Origin of the sequence: Chitinophaga sp. 22620, assembly GCF_052044405.1 — a bacterium.
Classification (GTDB): Bacteria; Bacteroidota; Bacteroidia; order Chitinophagales; family Chitinophagaceae; genus Chitinophaga.
The window spans coordinates 134545-152499 of sequence record NZ_JBQEMV010000005.1; the positions used below are offsets into that span (position 1 = coordinate 134545).

Sequence of the window (17955 nt, forward strand, 5' to 3'; positions counted from 1 at the left end):
CCCTTCACCGCCCCGCTTATCCAGAATAACAGCTGTAAAAAACGCCGATTGATTATATTTAAGCCATGCGTGTTTTCAGGTTATTCATGATCCATTCCGGCCTGGTGCTGGCGCTTTTGCTGGCAGGTGTTCCCATGGCGGCAGGACAGACTTTTTCCGTCAACTTCGGGGCCTTCAAAGAAACTCCCCGCCACTACATCTGCTACCAGACAAAGGACTCCATCCGCATAGACGGCAGGCCCGGCGAAAGCGCCTGGAACAAAGCCCCCTGGTCTGAAGACTTCACGGACATCGAAGGCAACAGCAAACCCGCGCCCCTTCACCGCACACGCATCAAAATGCTGTGGAACAGCCAGCACCTTTACATCTTCGCGGAGCTTACCGAACCCGACGCCTGGGCTACCCTCCGCCAGCACGATACCATTATTTTCCAGGATAACGATTTCGAAGTATTCATCGATCCGGACGGCGATACGCACCAGTATTATGAAATTGAGATCAACGCGCTGAACACGGTGATGGACCTCTTCATGCCAAAGCCTTACCGCAACGGCGGCGGCGCAATCATGAACTGGGACACGAAAGGCCTCCGCACGGCAGTGCAGGTGAACGGCACGCTTAACAAACCCGGTGATAAAGACCAGTCCTGGACCGTGGAAATGGCCATCCCTTTTAAAGCGCTTGGCGCTTACCGTTCGCGCATCGTGCCGGAAGACGGCGGCCTGTGGCGCATCAACTTTTCCAGGGTGCAGTGGCAGGCGGACATCAGCAACGGCCAATACATCAAAAAGCCCCGTACGCCTGAGTATAACTGGGTATGGTCTCCGCAGGGCATCATCAACATGCATGCGCCGGAAAGATGGGGTTACCTGCAATTCAGCGCTTCGCCAACGCCGGTGCCCTTCCGGGAGCCCGCTACCGTTGCGGCACGGAACATGCTGTGGGAAATATACCACCGCCAGCAGCAATACCGCCGCCAAAACAGGCAGTACGCGAAAGACGCTGCCACACTGGGTTTAACGGACCTGCCGCTGGTCCCTGTCATAGAAGCGACCTCCCTGCAGTTCACCGCCTCGGTGAAGGATGCGGGCTTTGAAACAATCATCAACCAGGAAGGAAAAATCACGTCCCGACATGAATAAAAGGAATTTCATCAAATCGCTGGGGCTGGGAAGCCTCGCCATGATCGAGCCCGGCATCGCCTCCAAAGCCGCGGATGTGCTGAAACCGGCAGCCCCGGCCAAAGTACGGCACCGCGTATGGATCAATCCCAATCATAAAGACACGGCTGCGGAACTGAAGCAACGGTATACGTCTTACAGGGAAGCCGGCATTGGTGTGATCTATTTTGAGGAAGACAGCGAGCTGCATTTCAAAGCCGCCAAAGATGCCGGGGTAGCCGCCCACCGCTGGTTCTGGACGATGAACCGGCCGGATAAGGAGCTGGTGGCCAAACATCCTCAATACTTTTCCGAGAACAGGAAAGGCGAATCCTGCGCGGACAAGCCGCCTTACGTGGATTATTACCGCTTCCTCTGCCCCAACAAGCCGGGCGTGGCGGATTACCTGAAGGCGCAGGCGGAACAGATATTATCCAAAGACTATGTAGACGGCCTTCACCTGGATTATATCCGTTTCGTGGACGTGATACTGCCGGTGAACCTCTGGGCGAAATATGGCATAGACCAGAGCCGCGAGCTGCCGGAATATGATTTCTGTTACTGCAAATCCTGCCGCGGGAAATACCAGCAGCAATATGGAACAGATCCGCTGGAGATGCAGCATCCGGATCAAAGTCCTTCCTGGCGCAAGTTCCGTTACGACAGTATCACGCAGATCGTCAGCAATATGGCCGGCGTGGCGCGCAATCATAAAAAGCCCATTACCGCGGCGGTCTTCCCCACGCCTGAGATAGCAAAGCGCATTGTGCGGCAGGACTGGGTGAACTGGCCGCTGGACGCCGTTTGCCCGATGATCTACCATGGGTTTTACAGCGAAGGCGTGCAATGGATCGGCGATGCGGTGAACGAAGGCGTGAAAGCGCTGAACGGCCGGTTCCCGCTGTATGCCGGGCTTTTCCTGCCGGATTTTAAAGGCAACGAAGCGGATATCAGGGAAGGCATCAGGCTGGCCATCGGGAACGGTGCCGCGGGCGTGTCCATCTTTGGGTCGCTGTCGCCGGAGCTGTTGAAAATTCTCCGGGAATCTGCTTCCTGACTCCTGACATACGGTTGTCAAACCCCTGTTTTACTTTTGTCGTAAACCGGATGTAACATGGAAACGTTCAAAGGCAAGCCCACATTTCACCCCAGGAACGCAAAAGAATGGCGCAACTGGCTCAGCAAGCACGGCGATAAAGAAAGTGCCGTTCATGTTATATTCTACCGCAAAGACAGCGGGGTGGAAGGTTTGCCTTATGAAGAAGCCGTTGAGCACGCGCTGTGCTACGGCTGGATAGACGGCTGGGCAAACCGCCGCGATGAAGCCTCGCGCTACATCATGTTCACGCCGCGCAAGCCAAAGAGCAACTGGAGCAATTCCAACCGCACACGCGTGGACAAGATGATCAAAAAAGGGCTGATGACAAAAAAAGGGCAGGAAATGATAGACCTGGCGAAGGAATCCGGCACCTGGGACAACCTCGTGGATGCGCAGAATAAAGTAATGCCGGACGATCTGAAGAAATTATTCTCCAAAAACAAAACCGCCCTGAAACATTTCGAAGCATTCCCTCCCTCCACCAAACGGACCATTTTTGAATGGATAGCGCTGGCCAAAAGGCCGGAAACGCGGCAGAAACGGATAGAAGAGACCGTAGCCAAAGCCGCGGAGAACATCCGCGCGAAGTAATCACTGCATGCCGGAAAGCATTGCCTTGTAGTATTGAATGCCCGAGCTGTCCGGCGCATTCGCCGGGTCTTCAACGAACGTTTGCATCGCTTTCAGGTATGCCTGTTTAAATTCCTCGTTAGCCGGACTGGCTTCAAACATCCTCCGCGCTTTTTCCACAGGCTCCTTTCTTTCATAGATCGCCCGCATTTTTCCATACAGCGATTCGTCGCTGAGGATCACGAAATTTTTTTCATAACCGGGAATGAACTTCACCATAAAGGGCTCGCCCATGGGCGGTATGAGTATCGTGTTGCGGATGGGGTAAATGGCGGCGGACATGGTGGAGAATCCCGTTATCACATCTTTCCCGTCCTGCGTTTTGACCAGGGCATCATAGTCCCAGATATAATTGTCGTTGAGCGTTGAATTGGTCTGCTCCTCATGCGTGATCACGGCGGTGCTCAGTACGCCGTAAGCGTTCAGGAACCAGGCGTTGAGCATGTGCGCGCAGAAAATATTGGCCATCGGTACGAGGAAAGCCGGGATAACGTACCACACTTTCTTGCGGAGAAGGCCGATGGAAATGAAGAGGATGGCGAGAATGGGAAACGACCAGCCTGGGTGATGGCTGAGGAAAAACAAAACAGCGGATATAGCTTTCATGCCGCGAAATTAGCAAAAAAAGAGCTGTTCCCTGCGGAACAGCCCTGTTATCAAATTTGAAAGAATCTTTTATTCGGAGCGCAGGCTTTTAACCGGGTTCATCCTTGCGGCCCTGATGCTTTGGATGCTGACTGTGAGCAAAGTGATAGCCAAAGCGCCGAGGCAGGTAGCGCCAATCACCCAGCCCGAGATCTCGGTGTGGTAGTCGTAACGCAGCAGCCATTTTTGCATGAAATAATAAGCCAGCGGCACGGCTATCACCAGTGCGATAATGATCAGCATGACGAAGTCTTTAGACATCAGGCGCCATAAAGCGAACACCGAGGCGCCCAGTACCTTGCGCACCCCGATCTCTTTCACCCTTTGCTCCGCCATAAAAGACGCCATGCCGAAGAGGCCCAGGCAGCTGATGAAGATCGCCAGCACGGCGAAGTAGCTGGACAGCCTGCCGATGCGCCGTTCATTGTCGAATTTTGTGGCGTAGAGATCATCCACGAACTTGTACTCGAACGGGGAGCCCGGATTGTATTTTTTGAACACGGCCTCGATCTTTGCAAGGGATTCAGCCGGAGATCTGGACGGATTAAGCCTCAGGTTAATGACGCCGGTATTCTTTGGGTCGAGCGTGAAAATGGTTCTGAACACGGGTTCGTATGGAGACTGCATCACCATATCTTTCACGACGCCTATCACGGTATAGGTTTCGCCATCTTTCCTGATGATCTCCCCGACAGGGTTTTTCAAGCCCATGAATTTAACCGCGGATTCATTGAGGATCATGGCAGACGAATCGGTTGAAAAGTCGCGGGAAAAATCACGACCGGCAATGATCTGCCACTTCACCGCTTTCCCGAAATCATGCGAAACATCTACCTGCGCAAAATTGCCCTGCGCGTCAGGCGGCATGTTTTTCCAGGTGAAACCGTTGTTGACCGCATTGATGGCGGTCGGGCCGCTGTTAGACATTCCTACGGCGGTTACCGCGCCCGAATTGATCAGGTCGGCGCTGATCAGGTCCAACTTATCCAGCATGCTCAGTGTGGTCATGGGAACTTCCAGCAGTCCTTCGCGCTCGTAAGCGATAGGCCGGTTCTGCGCATAATGGATCTGCCGGAACACGACGATGGTGCCAATGATCAGTATCACCGATACGCTGAATTGCAATACCACCAGCACTTTGCGCGGCATCGCGGAAAAACGGCCCGCGCGGAAAGTGCCTTTCAGGACTTTTATAGGCTGGAAGGAAGAAAGATACAAAGCGGGATAACTGCCGGCCAGCAACCCTGTAATAAAGGTGAAGCCGAGGCCGAGCATCCAGAATACCGGGTTCAGCAAAGGCAGGCTGACCTTTTTGTCCGCCACATCGTTGAATACGGAAAGGCTGGCCTGAGCCAGCAATAAGGACAGTACAAACCCGATCGCCGCCAGCAGCAGCGATTCGCTGAAGAACTGCGTTACCAGCTGCCCGCGGATGGAACCGATGGCTTTGCGGATACCTACTTCCTTCGCGCGTTTTTCGGAACGCGCGGTGCTCAGGTTCATAAAATTGATGCAGGCCAGCAACAGCACAAACACACCGGTGATACCAAAGAGCCACACGAACTGTATCCTTCCGCCGGTATTTTTCCCGTCTTTCCAGTCGGAGTAAAGATGCCATTTGCTCATGGGGTGCAGGAACACTACCGGCTTATGGATCTTTTGTTCCGGCCGCACGTTCCGCAGCCTGACGTCTTTTATCCTGGCCGAAACAACGGCCAGATCGGCATTGTCGGCCAGCTGGGCATACGTTTGCGTGAAGTTGGAGCGCCAGGGGTTCTCCATTTCCCCGATCCAGGGCGAAGTATTGATGTATAGCTGCCAGGGCGCCATAAATTCCAGTTCACGGAACGCAGAGTTGTAAGGAAGGTCTTCGTACACGCCCGTCACCTTCACGTCCGACTGGTCGTCCAGCCGCATGATCTTATCTATCGGGTCCGCATCGCCGAATATGGCCTTGGCGGTGCTGGCGGAAAGCAGGATGGAATTAGCGTCCTTCAGGCCGTCGCGGGAACCTTTGAGCATTTTAAGAGAAAGCATTTCCGGGAAAGCCGGCTCGAAATGATTCCCCGTTTTGAGGAGAGATTTCCCGTTGTAGGCCAGCACATGCCCGTACGTCCAGCCAGCCATCACCACGTATTTGAAGTCGCCGCCGTATTCTTCCCTGAGCTTATCCCCGATGAGATAGGGCACGGCGGTTTGTGTGTTTGTTTGCCCATTAAAGGTTTGGTGCTGCATGACCTGCACAATACGGTCGTAGTTCTCATGCTGGCGGCTGTAAGTCACTTCATCCCAAATCCACAGGCCGATCAGCAGGGCAACAGCCATACCGATGGACAGCCCCGCGATATTGATCAGCGAGAACATTTTGTTCTTCAGGAGATTTCTCCAGGCGATCTTGAGGTAGTTCTTAATCATACCGCCGGAGGCTGCCAAGAAAATGCCAGAGTCGCGCATGGGTTTGTTTTAGGGTATTACGCATTAAGTAAAAATCATAACTGTTCGGTTTTGGTACAATAGTTGTCCGGTTCAGTTACATGATGAATTGAACCGCAAGACCAATATCTGCTCAAATTTATGGAAGAACCGCCGCCAAAAGCAACGATTTCATCATACTCCCATAACAATTAGGAAACATACTTTCAAGAAATTTCGAACATGAATTGGAAAGAATGGATGCAGCAAATTGATGAGGCGCTGTTCATCAGTATCCACCAGGCAGGTTCGCATGAATTCCTGGATGCGTTGATGTTACTGATGCGCAACGCGCTTACCTGGGTGCCTTTGTATCTTTTTGTATTGATCTACATTATTAAATACCGCCCCAGCAAAGCGGTGATATTCCTGGCATGTACGCTGATCACCTTTGCCATTGCGGACTACGGCAGCGCCAGTATTTTAAAGCCGATGTTCCAGCGGCTGCGGCCCTGCTTCAACGAAGACCTGCAGCCCCATTTGCGTAACCTGATCGAATGCGGCGGGCGTTACGGCTTTCCTTCCTCTCATGCTTCCAACCATTTTGCGCTGGCCACTTTCTGGTTCCTCAGCCTCCGCTCCATCGGCATCCGCAGGTGGTGGTGGGTGTGGGTATGGGCCCTGCTGATAGGCTACGCGCAGGTATACGTCGGCAAACATTACCCGCTGGACATTGCGGGGGGCGCCATTTACGGCTTCCTGGTGGGCTGGCTCATTTCAAAACTCTTCATCTGGTGGAACCATTCAGGTATCCGGCTCATCAGGCACAATCGTCGCCTGGATGCAGTAACTTAGATCCATTATGCAAACCTATCCTGCAACAGCCAGGTTCTGGCAGTGTGTAGCCGTCATCGTTATCTCCCTTATCCCGGGCCTTTTTACCACGCTCATGGAGCCGGATGCGGCCCTGTATGCGGGTATCGCCAAACAGATCGTTTGGCGCGGCGACTGGGTGAACCTTTTTGCGGACGGGAAAGACTGGCTGGACAAACCGCATCTTCCTTTCTGGATCAGCGCGCTCAGTTTCAAGATATTCGGCGTCAGCACGTTTGCTTACAAGCTGCCGGCTTTCCTTTGCTGGTTGCTGGGAGCGCGGTTCACCTTTCTTTTTGCCCGTCATTTTTATGGTGAAGGCGCTGCACAGATAGCCGCGCTGGTCTATCTGACCGCTTTGCATGCCATTATCAGCAGCAACGATGTGAGGGCCGAACCTTACCTCACCTGCTTCCTGATCGGCGCGTCCTGGTACCTGGCGAAGGCAGGCGGAAATGTGTGGAATATTGTACCGGCGGCCTTTTTCACGGGGCTGGCCATGATGACCAAAGGCCCCTTCGTGCTGATCCCCATCGGTGGCGGGATGCTGTTCCACTGGGCCCTGCAAAAGGACTGGAAACAGTTGTTGCAATGGCGGTGGTACCTGTACCTCGTGCTGTGCGCCGTGTTTATACTGCCGGAGCTTTGGTGCCTCTGGCTCCAGTTCGACGCGCATCCTGAAAAAACCGTGTTCGACCGGCAGAACGTTTCCGGCATCCGGTTCTTTCTCTGGGATAGCCAGTTCGGGCGGTTCTTCAACACAGGGCCGATCAAAGGCAAAGGCGATCCGTTTTTCTTTTTGCATACGCTGCTCTGGGCTTTACTGCCATGGAGCCTTTTGTTATACGCCGCCATTTTCCAGCGCTTCCGGAGGCTGCGACAGGGCGCCGAATGGATTACGCTGGGCGCGGGAATGCTTACCCTGCTGGTGTTTTCCCTTTCAAGGTTCCAGCTGCCGCATTACCTGAATATCTTATTCCCGTATTTCAGCATCCTGCTGGCCGCGTGGCTGTACGGGCTGGCGGGGGAGAAGAAGGTGTTCATTACGCAGCGGGTGATATCGGTGATCGTCGTGGTGTTGCTGGCGGCCATAACCGTGCTGTTCCAGCCGCCGTACTGGTGGGTGTACATGGTGCTGAGCGCGGCCGCATTCGTGGTGTGGTGGCTGTTGAAGAAGCCGGAGGATGTGGTGCGGGTGAGCGTGCTGGCAAGCGTGTGCGTGGCGGTTTTCCTGAACGTGTTCTTTTACCCGGCGCTGGTAAAATACCAGGGCGGATCGGAAACGGCGGTGTGGAAGAATAAAAAATTCCCGGGCGAAACCGTACAGTTCTACAAGATCAATTCTTATTCTTTCGAATTTTATAGCGATGCACCCGTTGTGCGCAGCGACAGTGCGCAGGGGCTGGTGTACACCGGCCGGGAAGGTCTTGCTTCGCTGGATGAGCAAGGGATCCGTTATAAAACAGAAGCCGTGTTCCCCAGCTACCGCGTTACCCGGCTGGACGGCAAGTTCGTGAACCGCGCCACGAGGGCGAAAGAGCTGGACAGTGTGTGGGTGCTGAGGGTCAGGTAGCTTTGGAGCGGTTGCTGCTGAGCCAGATGCCCGCCAGCACCAGCACGCCGCCTGAAAGTTGCAGCGCGGTCAGCGAATCTTTCAGGAATATAAATGCGATCAATGCGCCGATAACAGGGTTCAGGTTCAGGAAGTTGCCCACCTGCGCGGCAGGCAGGTTCTCCAGCGCCTGGTTATAAAGCGAATAGGCCACGGCTGAAGCGAATACGCCGAGATAGGCCATCCCCGCCCAGGCCCTCCAGGAAATATCAGGCATACCGTTGGTGATGATCTCGTAAGCCGGCAACGGCAGCGACAAGGCGGTGCCGATGAATGTGCTCACCGTTGTCACCAATACCGTATCCGAATCCTTCACACTCCTTGACAGTAGCGTGTAAGCGCTCCACAACACCACGGCGCCTACTATCAGGAAGCTGCCCAGCAGCGCGTTCTGCGATTTTTGCGCATTGCCGATAAATCCCACCAGTATCACCCCTATAACGGATAATATGATCCCCGCGATGGTTTTTTTGCTGAGATGCTCTTTCAGAAAAATGGCGGCCGGAATAGCAATAGCCACGGGCACCAGTCCTTCTATGAGCGCCCCGGTGGAAGCGGATACCAGCTTCATGCCCGTATTGAATACGAAATAATACAGGGTGGTGCCTGCCAGGCCCATCAGCACAAGCTTTCCATAAGGGAGCGGCTGTTTCACCTTCCGCCGCCGCATGAGATAAAAAGGGAGAAGGGCCGCGCAGGCAATAAGATTGCGGATGCCGGCGAACACAAAGGGCGGCACTTCGGTAACCACCAGTTTGGTAACGGTGAAGGAGCTGCCCCAGATGAGCATGACGAATATGATACTGATGAGCCCCTTGGTGTGCTCATGGAGGGTGAGTTTCAGCATACAGGCTTCCCGGTTGAATGGTAGGTTTAAAGATAAGAAAGCCCGCGGAACTTATGGGTTCAGGCTTGCTTTTTCACCTGGGCAATCAAACCACGTGCTCGCCCAGCTTCTCCCTCAGTATGTTCAACGCTTTGCCGATATGTTTTTCAACGGTGTTGACGGAAATATTCATCCGCTGGGCAATGGATTTGTAAGAAAGCTGCTCGAAACGGCTTAATGTAAAGGCCTCTTTGCATTGCGGGGAGAGGTCGTCTATAATAGTATGCAGCTTTTGTTCCAGCTCTTTGGCCTGCAGCAGCTCCACCGCGTCGTGCCTGAATATTTCCTGTTGCTCTTCATGCAGGGTGGTGGCGTGTTTGGCCATGATCATCCGCGATCTCATTTCATGCAGCACTTTATTTCTCAGCGTGGCGAACAAATATGCCTGCACATTCCCATAACGGTCCAGGGAAGGGGCCTTCTCCCAGAAATTGATCAGTACATCCTGCACCATTTCCTCCACGATAGATTCATCGGGCACCCGTTTAAATGCGGCTGCGCACAAAAGCGCGTAGTACCGGTAATGCAAAACGGTCAACGCAGCTTCACTTCTAAGAGCAATCTGTTCAAGCAATTCCTGGTCTGTAAGTGAAGAAAGCAAAGGAATAAGGTATTTGGCCGGATCAAAATTAGGAAGGGGGAAATTAAGACGAAATCAAGTGTTTGTTAAGAAAACATTACCGTTATGTGAAATGATGGATTATTCCCGCAGGAGTATGGCGGTAAGCACCGGCGCATGCAATATAGATAGTAGGATGGATGAAAAACAATTAATCAAACTCATTGAGAAATACCTTTCCGGGCAGTGTTCGGAAGAAGAAAAAGCGCAGGTGGAGCAATGGTATGCATCTTCCGGGCAGGAGCAGCCGGCATTTTATAACGGGGATGCGCAGCAGGTGAAAAACTCGGCTGACCGTTCCCTGAAAGCTATACAGGAAAAGCTGGCGGTGAATGAGCAGGTCAGCGCACCAGGAAAACCGCGCCGGGGGCGGATCATACGGATCTCTGCCTGGGCGGCGGCAGCCTGTGTGTTGTTGTGTGTATCGGTGCTGACGGGGATGTATTTAAAACGTTCCCGCTCTGCCGGAGAATACACCGTGCTGTCAACAGGCATTGGCGAAGTAAAGCGGTGGGAGCTTCCTGACGGGTCGTCCGTATGGCTGAACGCGGGCAGCAGCATCAGGCTGCCGGCGGGTTTTAATGAACAGGCAAGAGAAGTATACCTCGAAGGCGAAGCTTTTTTTGACGTTGCGCAGGAAGTGAACAAACCTTTTATCATCCACTCCGGCAAGCTGAACACACGCGTGCTGGGCACCGCTTTTGCCGTGTCAGCTTACCCGGATGCGGCGCTCAATACCATTACCGTACTGGAGGGCGAAGTGCAGGTGAGCGATGCTTCGCATGTGCTGGGAAACCTGGTGGCAGACAGGAAAATGGAATACCGGAATGATATCGGGAAAAGCATTGTGGCGGGGGTGGACGCTACAAAGGATGTGGCCTGGAAAGAGCGGAAGCTGGTGTTTACAGACATGCCTATGTCGGATATATCCATACATCTTCAGCGTTGGTACGGTTACCGGTTTGTTTTTAAGAACCAACGGCTGAAAGACGTCCGCTTTACAGCCAGCTTTGCCAATACCATCAGCCTGGCTGAGCTGCTGAAGCTGATGAAAGAGGCCAGCCATGTTGAATACCGGCTGGACCATCAAACGAAGACGGTTACTTTTTTATAAATAATCAATACAGAAAGACAGGAGACACATGCCGGGACAGATGTACAGCGGGTTTCCGGCAGGCGGCGCCGCCTGCGCGGGTATCAGCGGTGCGTTTGCGAACGGAACAGCCGGACACAAAAAAAACCGTTCTGTGGTGAGAGACAAAACGGTTTGAAAGGACTTTAACATGTAGCATTTCATCATTAAAATCCAACGTAAATATATGCATTTTCTTTCCAAAAGAGAGAGGGTATTGTATTGCCATCAGCGCCCTTTACCTGCTACCAGGCTTCGCCTACATTTTTTTACCATTATGAGGATCTGCACAATTGTTTTTCTGCTGACGTTTACCGGGGCATTTGCGCTGCTGGCCAAAAGCGGCCACGGGCAAGGCATGAGAGATACAAAGATCAGCCTGGATGAAAAAAATACTTCGCTGGACGTGGTTCTTTCGCGCATTGAGAAGCTGAGCGCCTTTCATTTTATCTATCAAAGCGAAATGGTACGGCAGCAAAAGATCGCCCGGTTCAAAGCAGACCAGGCCAGCCTGGAAAATGTGCTGCATGCGCTGCTTACCCCGCGCGGCTTCAGCTTTAAACAAATGGGAGAAAATATTATTATCGACCTTGCAAAAAATACAGGCAAAAAGCAGCCTGTAACCATCGAAGCAGCCAGGCAATCCGCCATCTCGGGAAAGATCGTCAATGAAAAAGGAGAGGCCATGCCTGGCGTTACCGTGATGGTGAAGGAAAGCAGGCAGGTAACCTCTTCCCGGCCTGACGGTTCATTTACTATCACCGCGGAAACCGGGCAGACGCTGGTATTCTCCTATCTCGGCTACAAAAGAACAGAGCGGTTGATCGGAAGCAGCGCTGCCATCAACATCACCCTCGAACCTGAAAGCAGCCTGCTGAACGACGTGGTGGTAGTGGGTTACGGAACGCGGAACAGGAAAGACGTTACCACCGCGATCAGCTCGCTTAAAAGTTCCGATATCAATAATTTCCCGGCAACGGGCCTGGATAAAGCAATGACCGGCAAAATGGCCGGTGTGCAGGTAATGCAGCCCAGCGGCTCGCCCGGCGCGGGCATCACCATCGCCATCCGGGGAAAATCGACCATCACCGCCGGTTCAGCGCCTTTGTACGTGGTGGATGGTTTGCCGCTTTCCGATTTCGGCGACAACAATAATGCAAACGGCGTGGGCATGAAAGTAAACCCGCTGGATGCGATCAACGTAAACGATATCGAAAGCGTGGATGTGCTGAAAGACGCTTCCGCCGCGGCCATTTATGGATCGCGGGGCTCTAACGGCGTTATCATCATCACTACGAAAAGAGGAAAGAGGGATAAACCGGTGGTGAGCTACGACGGATATTATGCAGTACAGCAGGTGGCAAAAAAGATCCCCATGCTGGATGCCTATGAATATTCAAAGCTGATCTACGACGCGCATAACAACTCCTACCTGGACCTGCTGGCAGACAAAAATATCCAGGGCAGCATCAGCGACGATAACGCCACCAGGCTGGCCAAGCTGGGCGGAGACAACAGCGGCGGGCAGGCTTATTTGCTGCCGCCCCAGATATTTCCGTATCTCAACGGCGAACCCGGCCTTACCAACACCGACTGGCAGGACGCCATTTTCAGGAATGCGCCGATGCAAAGCCATACTGTGTCCGTAACAGGCGGCTCGCCCAATGTGCGGTATTATATTTCCGGGAATTACCTGGACCAGCAGGGCGTCGTGATCCAATCCGGCTTTAAAAGATACGGCGGCCGTGTGAACCTGGACGCTTCTTACCAGCGGCTCAAATTAGGCGCCAGCATCAATTATACCCACGAACGGTACCAGTTCCAGCCTTCTGAAGGCAGGTTCGCCTCAGACGAATTTATTGTGCCCATCGCGTTGACGGCCGCACCTTTTTTCCCGGTATACAACGAAGACGGGTCGTATAATTACGGGCAGTACAATTTTCGGTACGCAGGCTCCCAAACCATCAACCCGGTGGCGCTGGCTAACCTGAAAACAGATATTACCGGGAACAACAAGCTGCTGGGAAACGTTTTTGCGCAGTACGATTTTACGCCGGAGCTGTCCAATAAGCTGTCCTTCGGCATCAATATGGACAATTCCAGCAGGAGCGCATACCGGCCTTCCACCTTGCCCACTGTTTCCCCTTCTTCTCCCACTTCCAACCCGACAGGCACTTACTGGAACAGCGATTTCGTGAACTGGATGGTGGAGAACACGCTGTCCTACAACAAGCTGATCGGCGACCATTCCATCAAAGCTATCGCCGCGGTGAGCGCACAGAAAGAAACCAGGTCCAACACCCAGGTGCAGGGAACCGGTTATGCCAACGACCTCGTTAAAACGCTGAACGGCGCTACCGCCATTAAAAGTTTCGGCGGAAGAACCGAGCAATGGGCCTTGTTGTCCGCATTAACCCGCGTGCAATACGGCTTTAAAGATAAATACCTGGTTTCTGTGGCGTTACGCGCTGACGGGTCTTCGCGTTTCGGCGCCGATTCGCGGTATGGTTATTTCCCCTCTGCTTCCTTCGGCTGGAATATAGACCGGGAGGCATTTATGCTGAATCAGCAGCTGATCAGCTCGCTGAAATTGAGAGGCAGCTATGGCCTGACGGGTAACTTCCAGATCGGCAACTACCAGTACCAGTCGCTGCTATCTTCTTCCAATTACGTATTCGGCGACCAGGGCGCTACCAGCCTGTATTCCGGCCTGTTCCAGTCCACCCCCGGCAACGACCAACTGGGCTGGGAAAAGACCTCCGCATTTAACGTCGGTCTGGACGTCGGTTTCTTCAAGGAGCGGCTGCACATCACGATCGACGCATATAACAATAACACCAGCGATCTGCTGCTGGATGTGCCGGTACCTCAGAGCTCAGGGTACAAGACCAACCTGATGAACATCGGGAAAGTGAATAACAAGGGCATTGAGATCTCGGTCTTCGGCGACAATACCATCGGGCAGTTCCGCCTGACCAACAGCGGCAATATTTCTTTTAACCGGAATAAAGTGCTGGACCTTGGCGGTGCCAATTCCATCATTACGCAGGCCAACGGAGTGATCTATTTTATTACCGAGATCGGGAAACCCATCGGCAATTATTATACCCTCGTGCACGACGGCATCTATAAAAGCGAGAAGGAATTGAATGATCCCGCTATTCCCAAAGTGGCAGGCGCCAAAGTGGGCGACTTCAGATTCGTGGACCAGAACGGCGATGGAAAGATCGACGGAAGCAACGACCGGGCTATAACCGGCAACTATATGCCCGCGTTCACCTACGGTTTCTCCAGCCAGCTTCAGTATAAAACGTTCGACCTGAGCGTGGCGCTGCAGGGCATCTACGGGAACGAGATCGCCAATATCAACTCCAGGTACATTAACAGCCTGGAGAGCTTTGTCAACAATACCACCGACGCGCTGAACAGGTTCCATTCAGAAGAAAATCCCGGCAACGGCTGGGTGGCCAGAGCCAACCGCAGCCAGCGCGGGCTGAATGCCACCATTTCCACCTATTCCATCAAAGACGGTTCCTATTTAAGGATCAGGGATATCACACTGGGATATAGCCTGCCGGACAGGCTCGTGCGCAAATCAGGATTTTCAAAGGTCCGGGTGTACGTATCGGCCAGCAACCCGTTCATGTTTACCAGATACGATGCGTATAACCCGGAGATCAGCCAGTCTACCGATCCGCTGACGCCCGGTATCGATTACGGAAGTTATCCCTTAAGCAAATCCTACGTGTTTGGTCTCAATTTAAGATTATAAAAAGATGTATACTATGAACAGAATTATGATGTTGATGGCGGTTTGCATCACCTTCGCGCTGCCGTCCTGCGATAGTTTTCTTTCACTTACGCCGCCTTCCCAGGCTACTGCCAATAATTTCTATAAAACGACGGCCGATGTGACCAATGCCGTAACCGCCGCCTATTCCGCTTTACGGTCCGGATCTATGTATACAGGGCATTTTATTTACCTGATGGAAGTGCGTTCAGACAATATCGAAGATCAGAACCCTGGCGCCAATGCCGGTATGAACTATAACATCGACCGTTTCCTGGCGCTGGCGGATAACGGCGTGGTGGGCGACGCTTACCTGGCTTTGTACGGGGCGATCTCCCGCTGCAATAATGTGCTGCCGCATCTTGATGTGGTGACGGACCCTGCTTTGAAGAACCAGTATGAAGGCGAGCTTCGTTTCCTGCGTGCCCTGCATTATTTCCAGGTGGTGCGTTTATGGGGAGCTGCGCCTTTGATCTTATCCGTGGTGACCACCGAAGAATCCAAGAATATCGGGAGGAGCCCCGTGGCGGATGTATACGCTGCCATAGAAGCCGACCTTACCGCCGCCGCTGGCCTTTTGCCGGCGGCGTATGCAAAGAACACAGATATAGGCAGGGCAACGGCAGGAGCTGCGAAAGCCCTCCTGGCCAAGGTTTACCTGGCAGAAAAAAAATACAGCGAAGCAGTGAACATGTTAAAAGCGCTGGTGCCCCCGCAGGGCAATCCTTATGGTTACCAGCTGCAGGCCAGGGTGGCGGATGTGTTCAACGCCAGCAATAAAATGAATGAAGAGATCATTTTTGCCATCCGCTATGATAAAACCATCCTGGGGCAGGGGCACGGGTTGTTCTTCGGCAACCCCGTTCTTGACCCTGCATTACTGAACGCTTATGAAAGCAGCGATGCCCGCCGCGACCTGTTAAATACAGCGCAGCTGAATGCCACCACTTTCCTGGTGAAAAAGTACTACGACACCTACGACCCCACCAACCAGAACATGGGCAACGACTTTGTTATCCTGCGTTATGCCGATGTATTGCTGATGTACGCGGAAGCATTGAACGAGGTTTCCTATAACGGAGATCCCAATGGCGATGCCTTCAAATACCTCAATATGGTACGTACCCGCTCAGGAGCCACCCCTTTCACCCCGGCTCAACTGGCCAGCCAGGCAAGCTTCCGGGCGGCAGTACTGCAGGAGCGGAGGCTGGAGCTTCCGCTGGAGCTTCACCGCTGGTTCGACCTGGTGAGAACGGCCACCGCGATCGACGCGCTGAAGACCTCGGGGCTTACGCCGATCACCATCGAGCCGTACCAGTATTTGTATCCTGTGCCGCAGGGGCAGATAGAGACCATGAATAACCAGGCATTATATCCTCAGAATCCCGGTTACACGAAATAAAATTTAACATCATCGGAACAATATCATGAGAAAGATCGCATATACATTATTGCTATTGCTGCCATTTGGTATCAGCGAAGCAGCCGCCCAGCAAACGGCCAGGGGCTGCGTTTACCTGGACGCCAACGCAAACGGGAAAAAGGACGCGAAGGAAAAAGGGATGCAGGGCGTGGCCGTCAGCAACGGCCGCGAAGTGGTGACTACAGACAACAAAGGCCGGTACGAGCTGCCGGTAAGCGACGACGCAATCATTTTCGTGATCAAACCTTCGGGTTACGCCGTGCCGCTGAATGCGGACAACCAGCCTAAGCATTATTACATCCATAAGCCGAAAGGTTCTCCGAAGTTTGAGTATCCCGGTTCCGCCCCCACGGGTCCGCTTCCGGCCTCCATCGATTTTGCGCTGAGGCCGCAGCAGGAATCCAATAACTTCAGGGCATTGGTATTCGGTGATCCGCAGATATATGATGACCGCGAACTGGGTTATTTTGATAAAGGTATCGTATCGGAAGTGGCCGGTGTGAAAGACGTTGCATTCGGTATTTCGCTGGGAGACCTGGCGGGGAAGGACCTGGGATATCATAAGCCCTACAGTAAAGCCGTGGCGAAGATCGGTATTCCCTGGTACAACGTGGAAGGCAACCACGACATGAATAACGACGCGCCGGTCGATTCCCTGGCGGATGAGACCTTTGAAGCGAATTTCGGACCCAACACGTATTCCTACAATTACGGCAATGCACATTTCATTATCCTCGACGATAATTTATTCCCTGATCCCCGCGGCCACCGGCGCGGGTTGTGGGCCGGCTTTACCGGGAAGCAGCTGGAGTTCATCAAAAACGACCTGAGGCTGGTGGATACCGGCAAGCTGGTGGTGCTCGCTTTCCACTGCTCTATGTATATCGTCAATGAAAATTCTTTCCGTAAAGAAGACCGTAACAAGCTGTTCGATCTGCTGCAGCATTATCCGCATGTGCTGGCCCTGTCTGCACACTCCCACAACCAGCGGCAGCATTTTTACGGGAAAGAAGAGGGCTGGAACGGGGCAGCGCGTTTTCATGAGTTCAACGTGGGCGCCACCTGCGGCAACTGGTATTCCGGCAGGGTGAATGCCCAGGGCGTGATGGAATCCGTAATGAGCGACGGCACGCCCCGTGGATATGTGTACCTGAATGTTACAGGCAACCAGTACACGGCGGATTATAAAGTAGCGGGGAAGCCGGCGGATTACCAGATCGGGCTGTATCACCGGAAGGTGATGTCCAACATCTGGTGGGACGGACAGGGATTTATCTACGCCAATTTTTTCATGGGCCACAAAGGCAGCGAGCTGGAATGCCGTATAGACAACGGCGACTGGAAACGCATGACGTATTCGGAAGAAGGAGATCCCGCGTTTATCAGCGAGCTGTATAAATGGGACGATTCAGATTCCCTGTTCCGCGGCCGGAGGCCGACCACCTATGCGAACAGCCTGCATTTATGGAAGATGCGGTTGCCGGAGAACCTTGGCGTGGGCACGCATCAAATAGAGGTGCGGGCAACCGATCCTTTTGGCAGGAAATTTTTGCAGAAGAGCTCCTATCGTATCGAAGAGCCTACATTTTAAAAGATACAGCAATACGCGGCAGGTGTTTTTGATCCGCTAAAAAAAATAAGCCGCCTGGCAGGATTCTGCCGGCGGCTTATTTT

13 protein-coding genes are annotated in these 17955 nt (G+C 53.1%); 9 read left to right on the forward strand and 4 right to left on the reverse strand.

What is annotated here, in order from left to right:
- Positions 1–65 precede the first annotated feature (65 nt).
- Genes ACTJIK_RS23215 through ACTJIK_RS23225 form a run of 3 tightly spaced genes read left to right on the forward strand, consistent with a single transcriptional unit; the run spans position 66 to position 2850 of the window.
- Positions 66–1142 carry a carbohydrate-binding family 9-like protein gene (locus ACTJIK_RS23215; protein ID WP_440649931.1) on the forward strand — a complete coding sequence of 359 codons (1077 nt, stop codon included), beginning with the start codon at positions 66–68 and terminating at the stop codon, positions 1140–1142.
- Entirely contained in the window at positions 1135–2217 is a 1083-nt protein-coding gene (locus tag ACTJIK_RS23220; protein WP_440649932.1) for a family 10 glycosylhydrolase, read from the forward strand. Before ACTJIK_RS23215 ends, ACTJIK_RS23220 begins: the two co-directional genes overlap by 8 nt.
- Before the next feature lie 57 nt (positions 2218–2274).
- A complete protein-coding gene (locus ACTJIK_RS23225) occupies positions 2275–2850 on the forward strand; it encodes a YdeI/OmpD-associated family protein (RefSeq protein WP_440649933.1) in 576 nt (191 codons plus the stop codon).
- Here ACTJIK_RS23225 and ACTJIK_RS23230 read toward each other — a convergent pair whose 3' ends face one another.
- Positions 2851–3495, reverse strand: coding sequence for a hypothetical protein (locus ACTJIK_RS23230; RefSeq protein ID WP_440649934.1), 645 nt, complete (start codon positions 3493–3495; stop codon positions 2851–2853). It lies immediately after the preceding gene.
- Between the two features lie 69 nt (positions 3496–3564).
- Positions 3565–5949, reverse strand: coding sequence for an ABC transporter permease (locus ACTJIK_RS23235; protein WP_440649935.1), 2385 nt, complete (start codon positions 5947–5949; stop codon positions 3565–3567).
- 240 nt (positions 5950–6189) lie between these two features.
- Between ACTJIK_RS23235 and ACTJIK_RS23240 the strand changes: the two genes are divergently transcribed.
- Positions 6190–6801, forward strand: a complete 612-nt coding sequence (locus ACTJIK_RS23240) for a phosphatase PAP2 family protein (protein WP_440649936.1) — start codon at positions 6190–6192, stop codon at positions 6799–6801.
- Positions 6802–6808: 7 nt separating this feature from the next.
- Positions 6809–8392: an ArnT family glycosyltransferase gene (locus ACTJIK_RS23245; protein ID WP_440649937.1), complete on the forward strand. Its 1584-nt coding sequence runs from the start codon at positions 6809–6811 to the stop codon at positions 8390–8392.
- On the opposite strand, the gene ACTJIK_RS23250 is transcribed toward ACTJIK_RS23245, so the two are convergent.
- Both ACTJIK_RS23250 and ACTJIK_RS23255 read right to left on the reverse strand, forming a co-directional pair.
- Complete coding sequence (locus tag ACTJIK_RS23250; RefSeq protein WP_440649938.1) at positions 8385–9278, reverse strand: DMT family transporter; 894 nt, start codon at positions 9276–9278, stop codon at positions 8385–8387. The genes ACTJIK_RS23245 and ACTJIK_RS23250 overlap by 8 nt on opposite strands.
- 85 nt (positions 9279–9363) lie before the next feature.
- The gene (locus tag ACTJIK_RS23255) at positions 9364–9918 is read right to left on the reverse strand and encodes an RNA polymerase sigma-70 factor (RefSeq protein ID WP_440649939.1); all 555 of its coding nucleotides are present in this window, start codon (positions 9916–9918) and stop codon (positions 9364–9366) included.
- A gap of 91 nt (positions 9919–10009) precedes the next feature.
- Here ACTJIK_RS23255 and ACTJIK_RS23260 point away from each other — a divergent pair, with 91 nt between their 5' ends.
- From ACTJIK_RS23260 to ACTJIK_RS23275, 4 genes are all read left to right on the forward strand, one after another.
- Entirely contained in the window at positions 10010–11050 is a 1041-nt protein-coding gene (locus tag ACTJIK_RS23260) for a FecR family protein (protein ID WP_440649940.1), read from the forward strand.
- Positions 11051–11345: 295 nt separating this feature from the next.
- Complete coding sequence (locus ACTJIK_RS23265; RefSeq protein WP_440649941.1) at positions 11346–14840, forward strand: SusC/RagA family TonB-linked outer membrane protein; 3495 nt, start codon at positions 11346–11348, stop codon at positions 14838–14840.
- 13 nt (positions 14841–14853) lie between these two features.
- On the forward strand, positions 14854–16260 hold the full coding sequence (locus ACTJIK_RS23270; protein ID WP_440649942.1) for a RagB/SusD family nutrient uptake outer membrane protein: 1407 nt from the start codon (positions 14854–14856) through the stop codon (positions 16258–16260).
- A 25-nt stretch (positions 16261–16285) separates the two neighbouring features.
- Positions 16286–17872: a calcineurin-like phosphoesterase C-terminal domain-containing protein gene (locus ACTJIK_RS23275; RefSeq protein ID WP_440649943.1), complete on the forward strand. Its 1587-nt coding sequence runs from the start codon at positions 16286–16288 to the stop codon at positions 17870–17872.
- The last annotated feature ends 83 nt before the right edge of the window (positions 17873–17955 follow it).

Coding starts and splice junctions, on each gene's coding strand:
- ACTJIK_RS23250 (WP_440649938.1), bottom strand. CDS start 9,278: ATGCTGAAACTCACCCTCCATGAGCACACCAAGGGGCTCATCAGTATC.
- ACTJIK_RS23240 (WP_440649936.1), top strand. CDS start 6,190: ATGAATTGGAAAGAATGGATGCAGCAAATTGATGAGGCGCTGTTCATC.
- ACTJIK_RS23265 (WP_440649941.1), top strand. CDS start 11,346: ATGAGGATCTGCACAATTGTTTTTCTGCTGACGTTTACCGGGGCATTT.
- ACTJIK_RS23235 (WP_440649935.1), bottom strand. CDS start 5,949: ATGATTAAGAACTACCTCAAGATCGCCTGGAGAAATCTCCTGAAGAAC.
- ACTJIK_RS23245 (WP_440649937.1), top strand. CDS start 6,809: ATGCAAACCTATCCTGCAACAGCCAGGTTCTGGCAGTGTGTAGCCGTC.
- ACTJIK_RS23230 (WP_440649934.1), bottom strand. CDS start 3,495: ATGAAAGCTATATCCGCTGTTTTGTTTTTCCTCAGCCATCACCCAGGC.
- ACTJIK_RS23215 (WP_440649931.1), top strand. CDS start 66: ATGCGTGTTTTCAGGTTATTCATGATCCATTCCGGCCTGGTGCTGGCG.
- ACTJIK_RS23270 (WP_440649942.1), top strand. CDS start 14,854: ATGAACAGAATTATGATGTTGATGGCGGTTTGCATCACCTTCGCGCTG.
- ACTJIK_RS23225 (WP_440649933.1), top strand. CDS start 2,275: ATGGAAACGTTCAAAGGCAAGCCCACATTTCACCCCAGGAACGCAAAA.
- ACTJIK_RS23260 (WP_440649940.1), top strand. CDS start 10,010: ATGATGGATTATTCCCGCAGGAGTATGGCGGTAAGCACCGGCGCATGC.
- ACTJIK_RS23220 (WP_440649932.1), top strand. CDS start 1,135: ATGAATAAAAGGAATTTCATCAAATCGCTGGGGCTGGGAAGCCTCGCC.
- ACTJIK_RS23275 (WP_440649943.1), top strand. CDS start 16,286: ATGAGAAAGATCGCATATACATTATTGCTATTGCTGCCATTTGGTATC.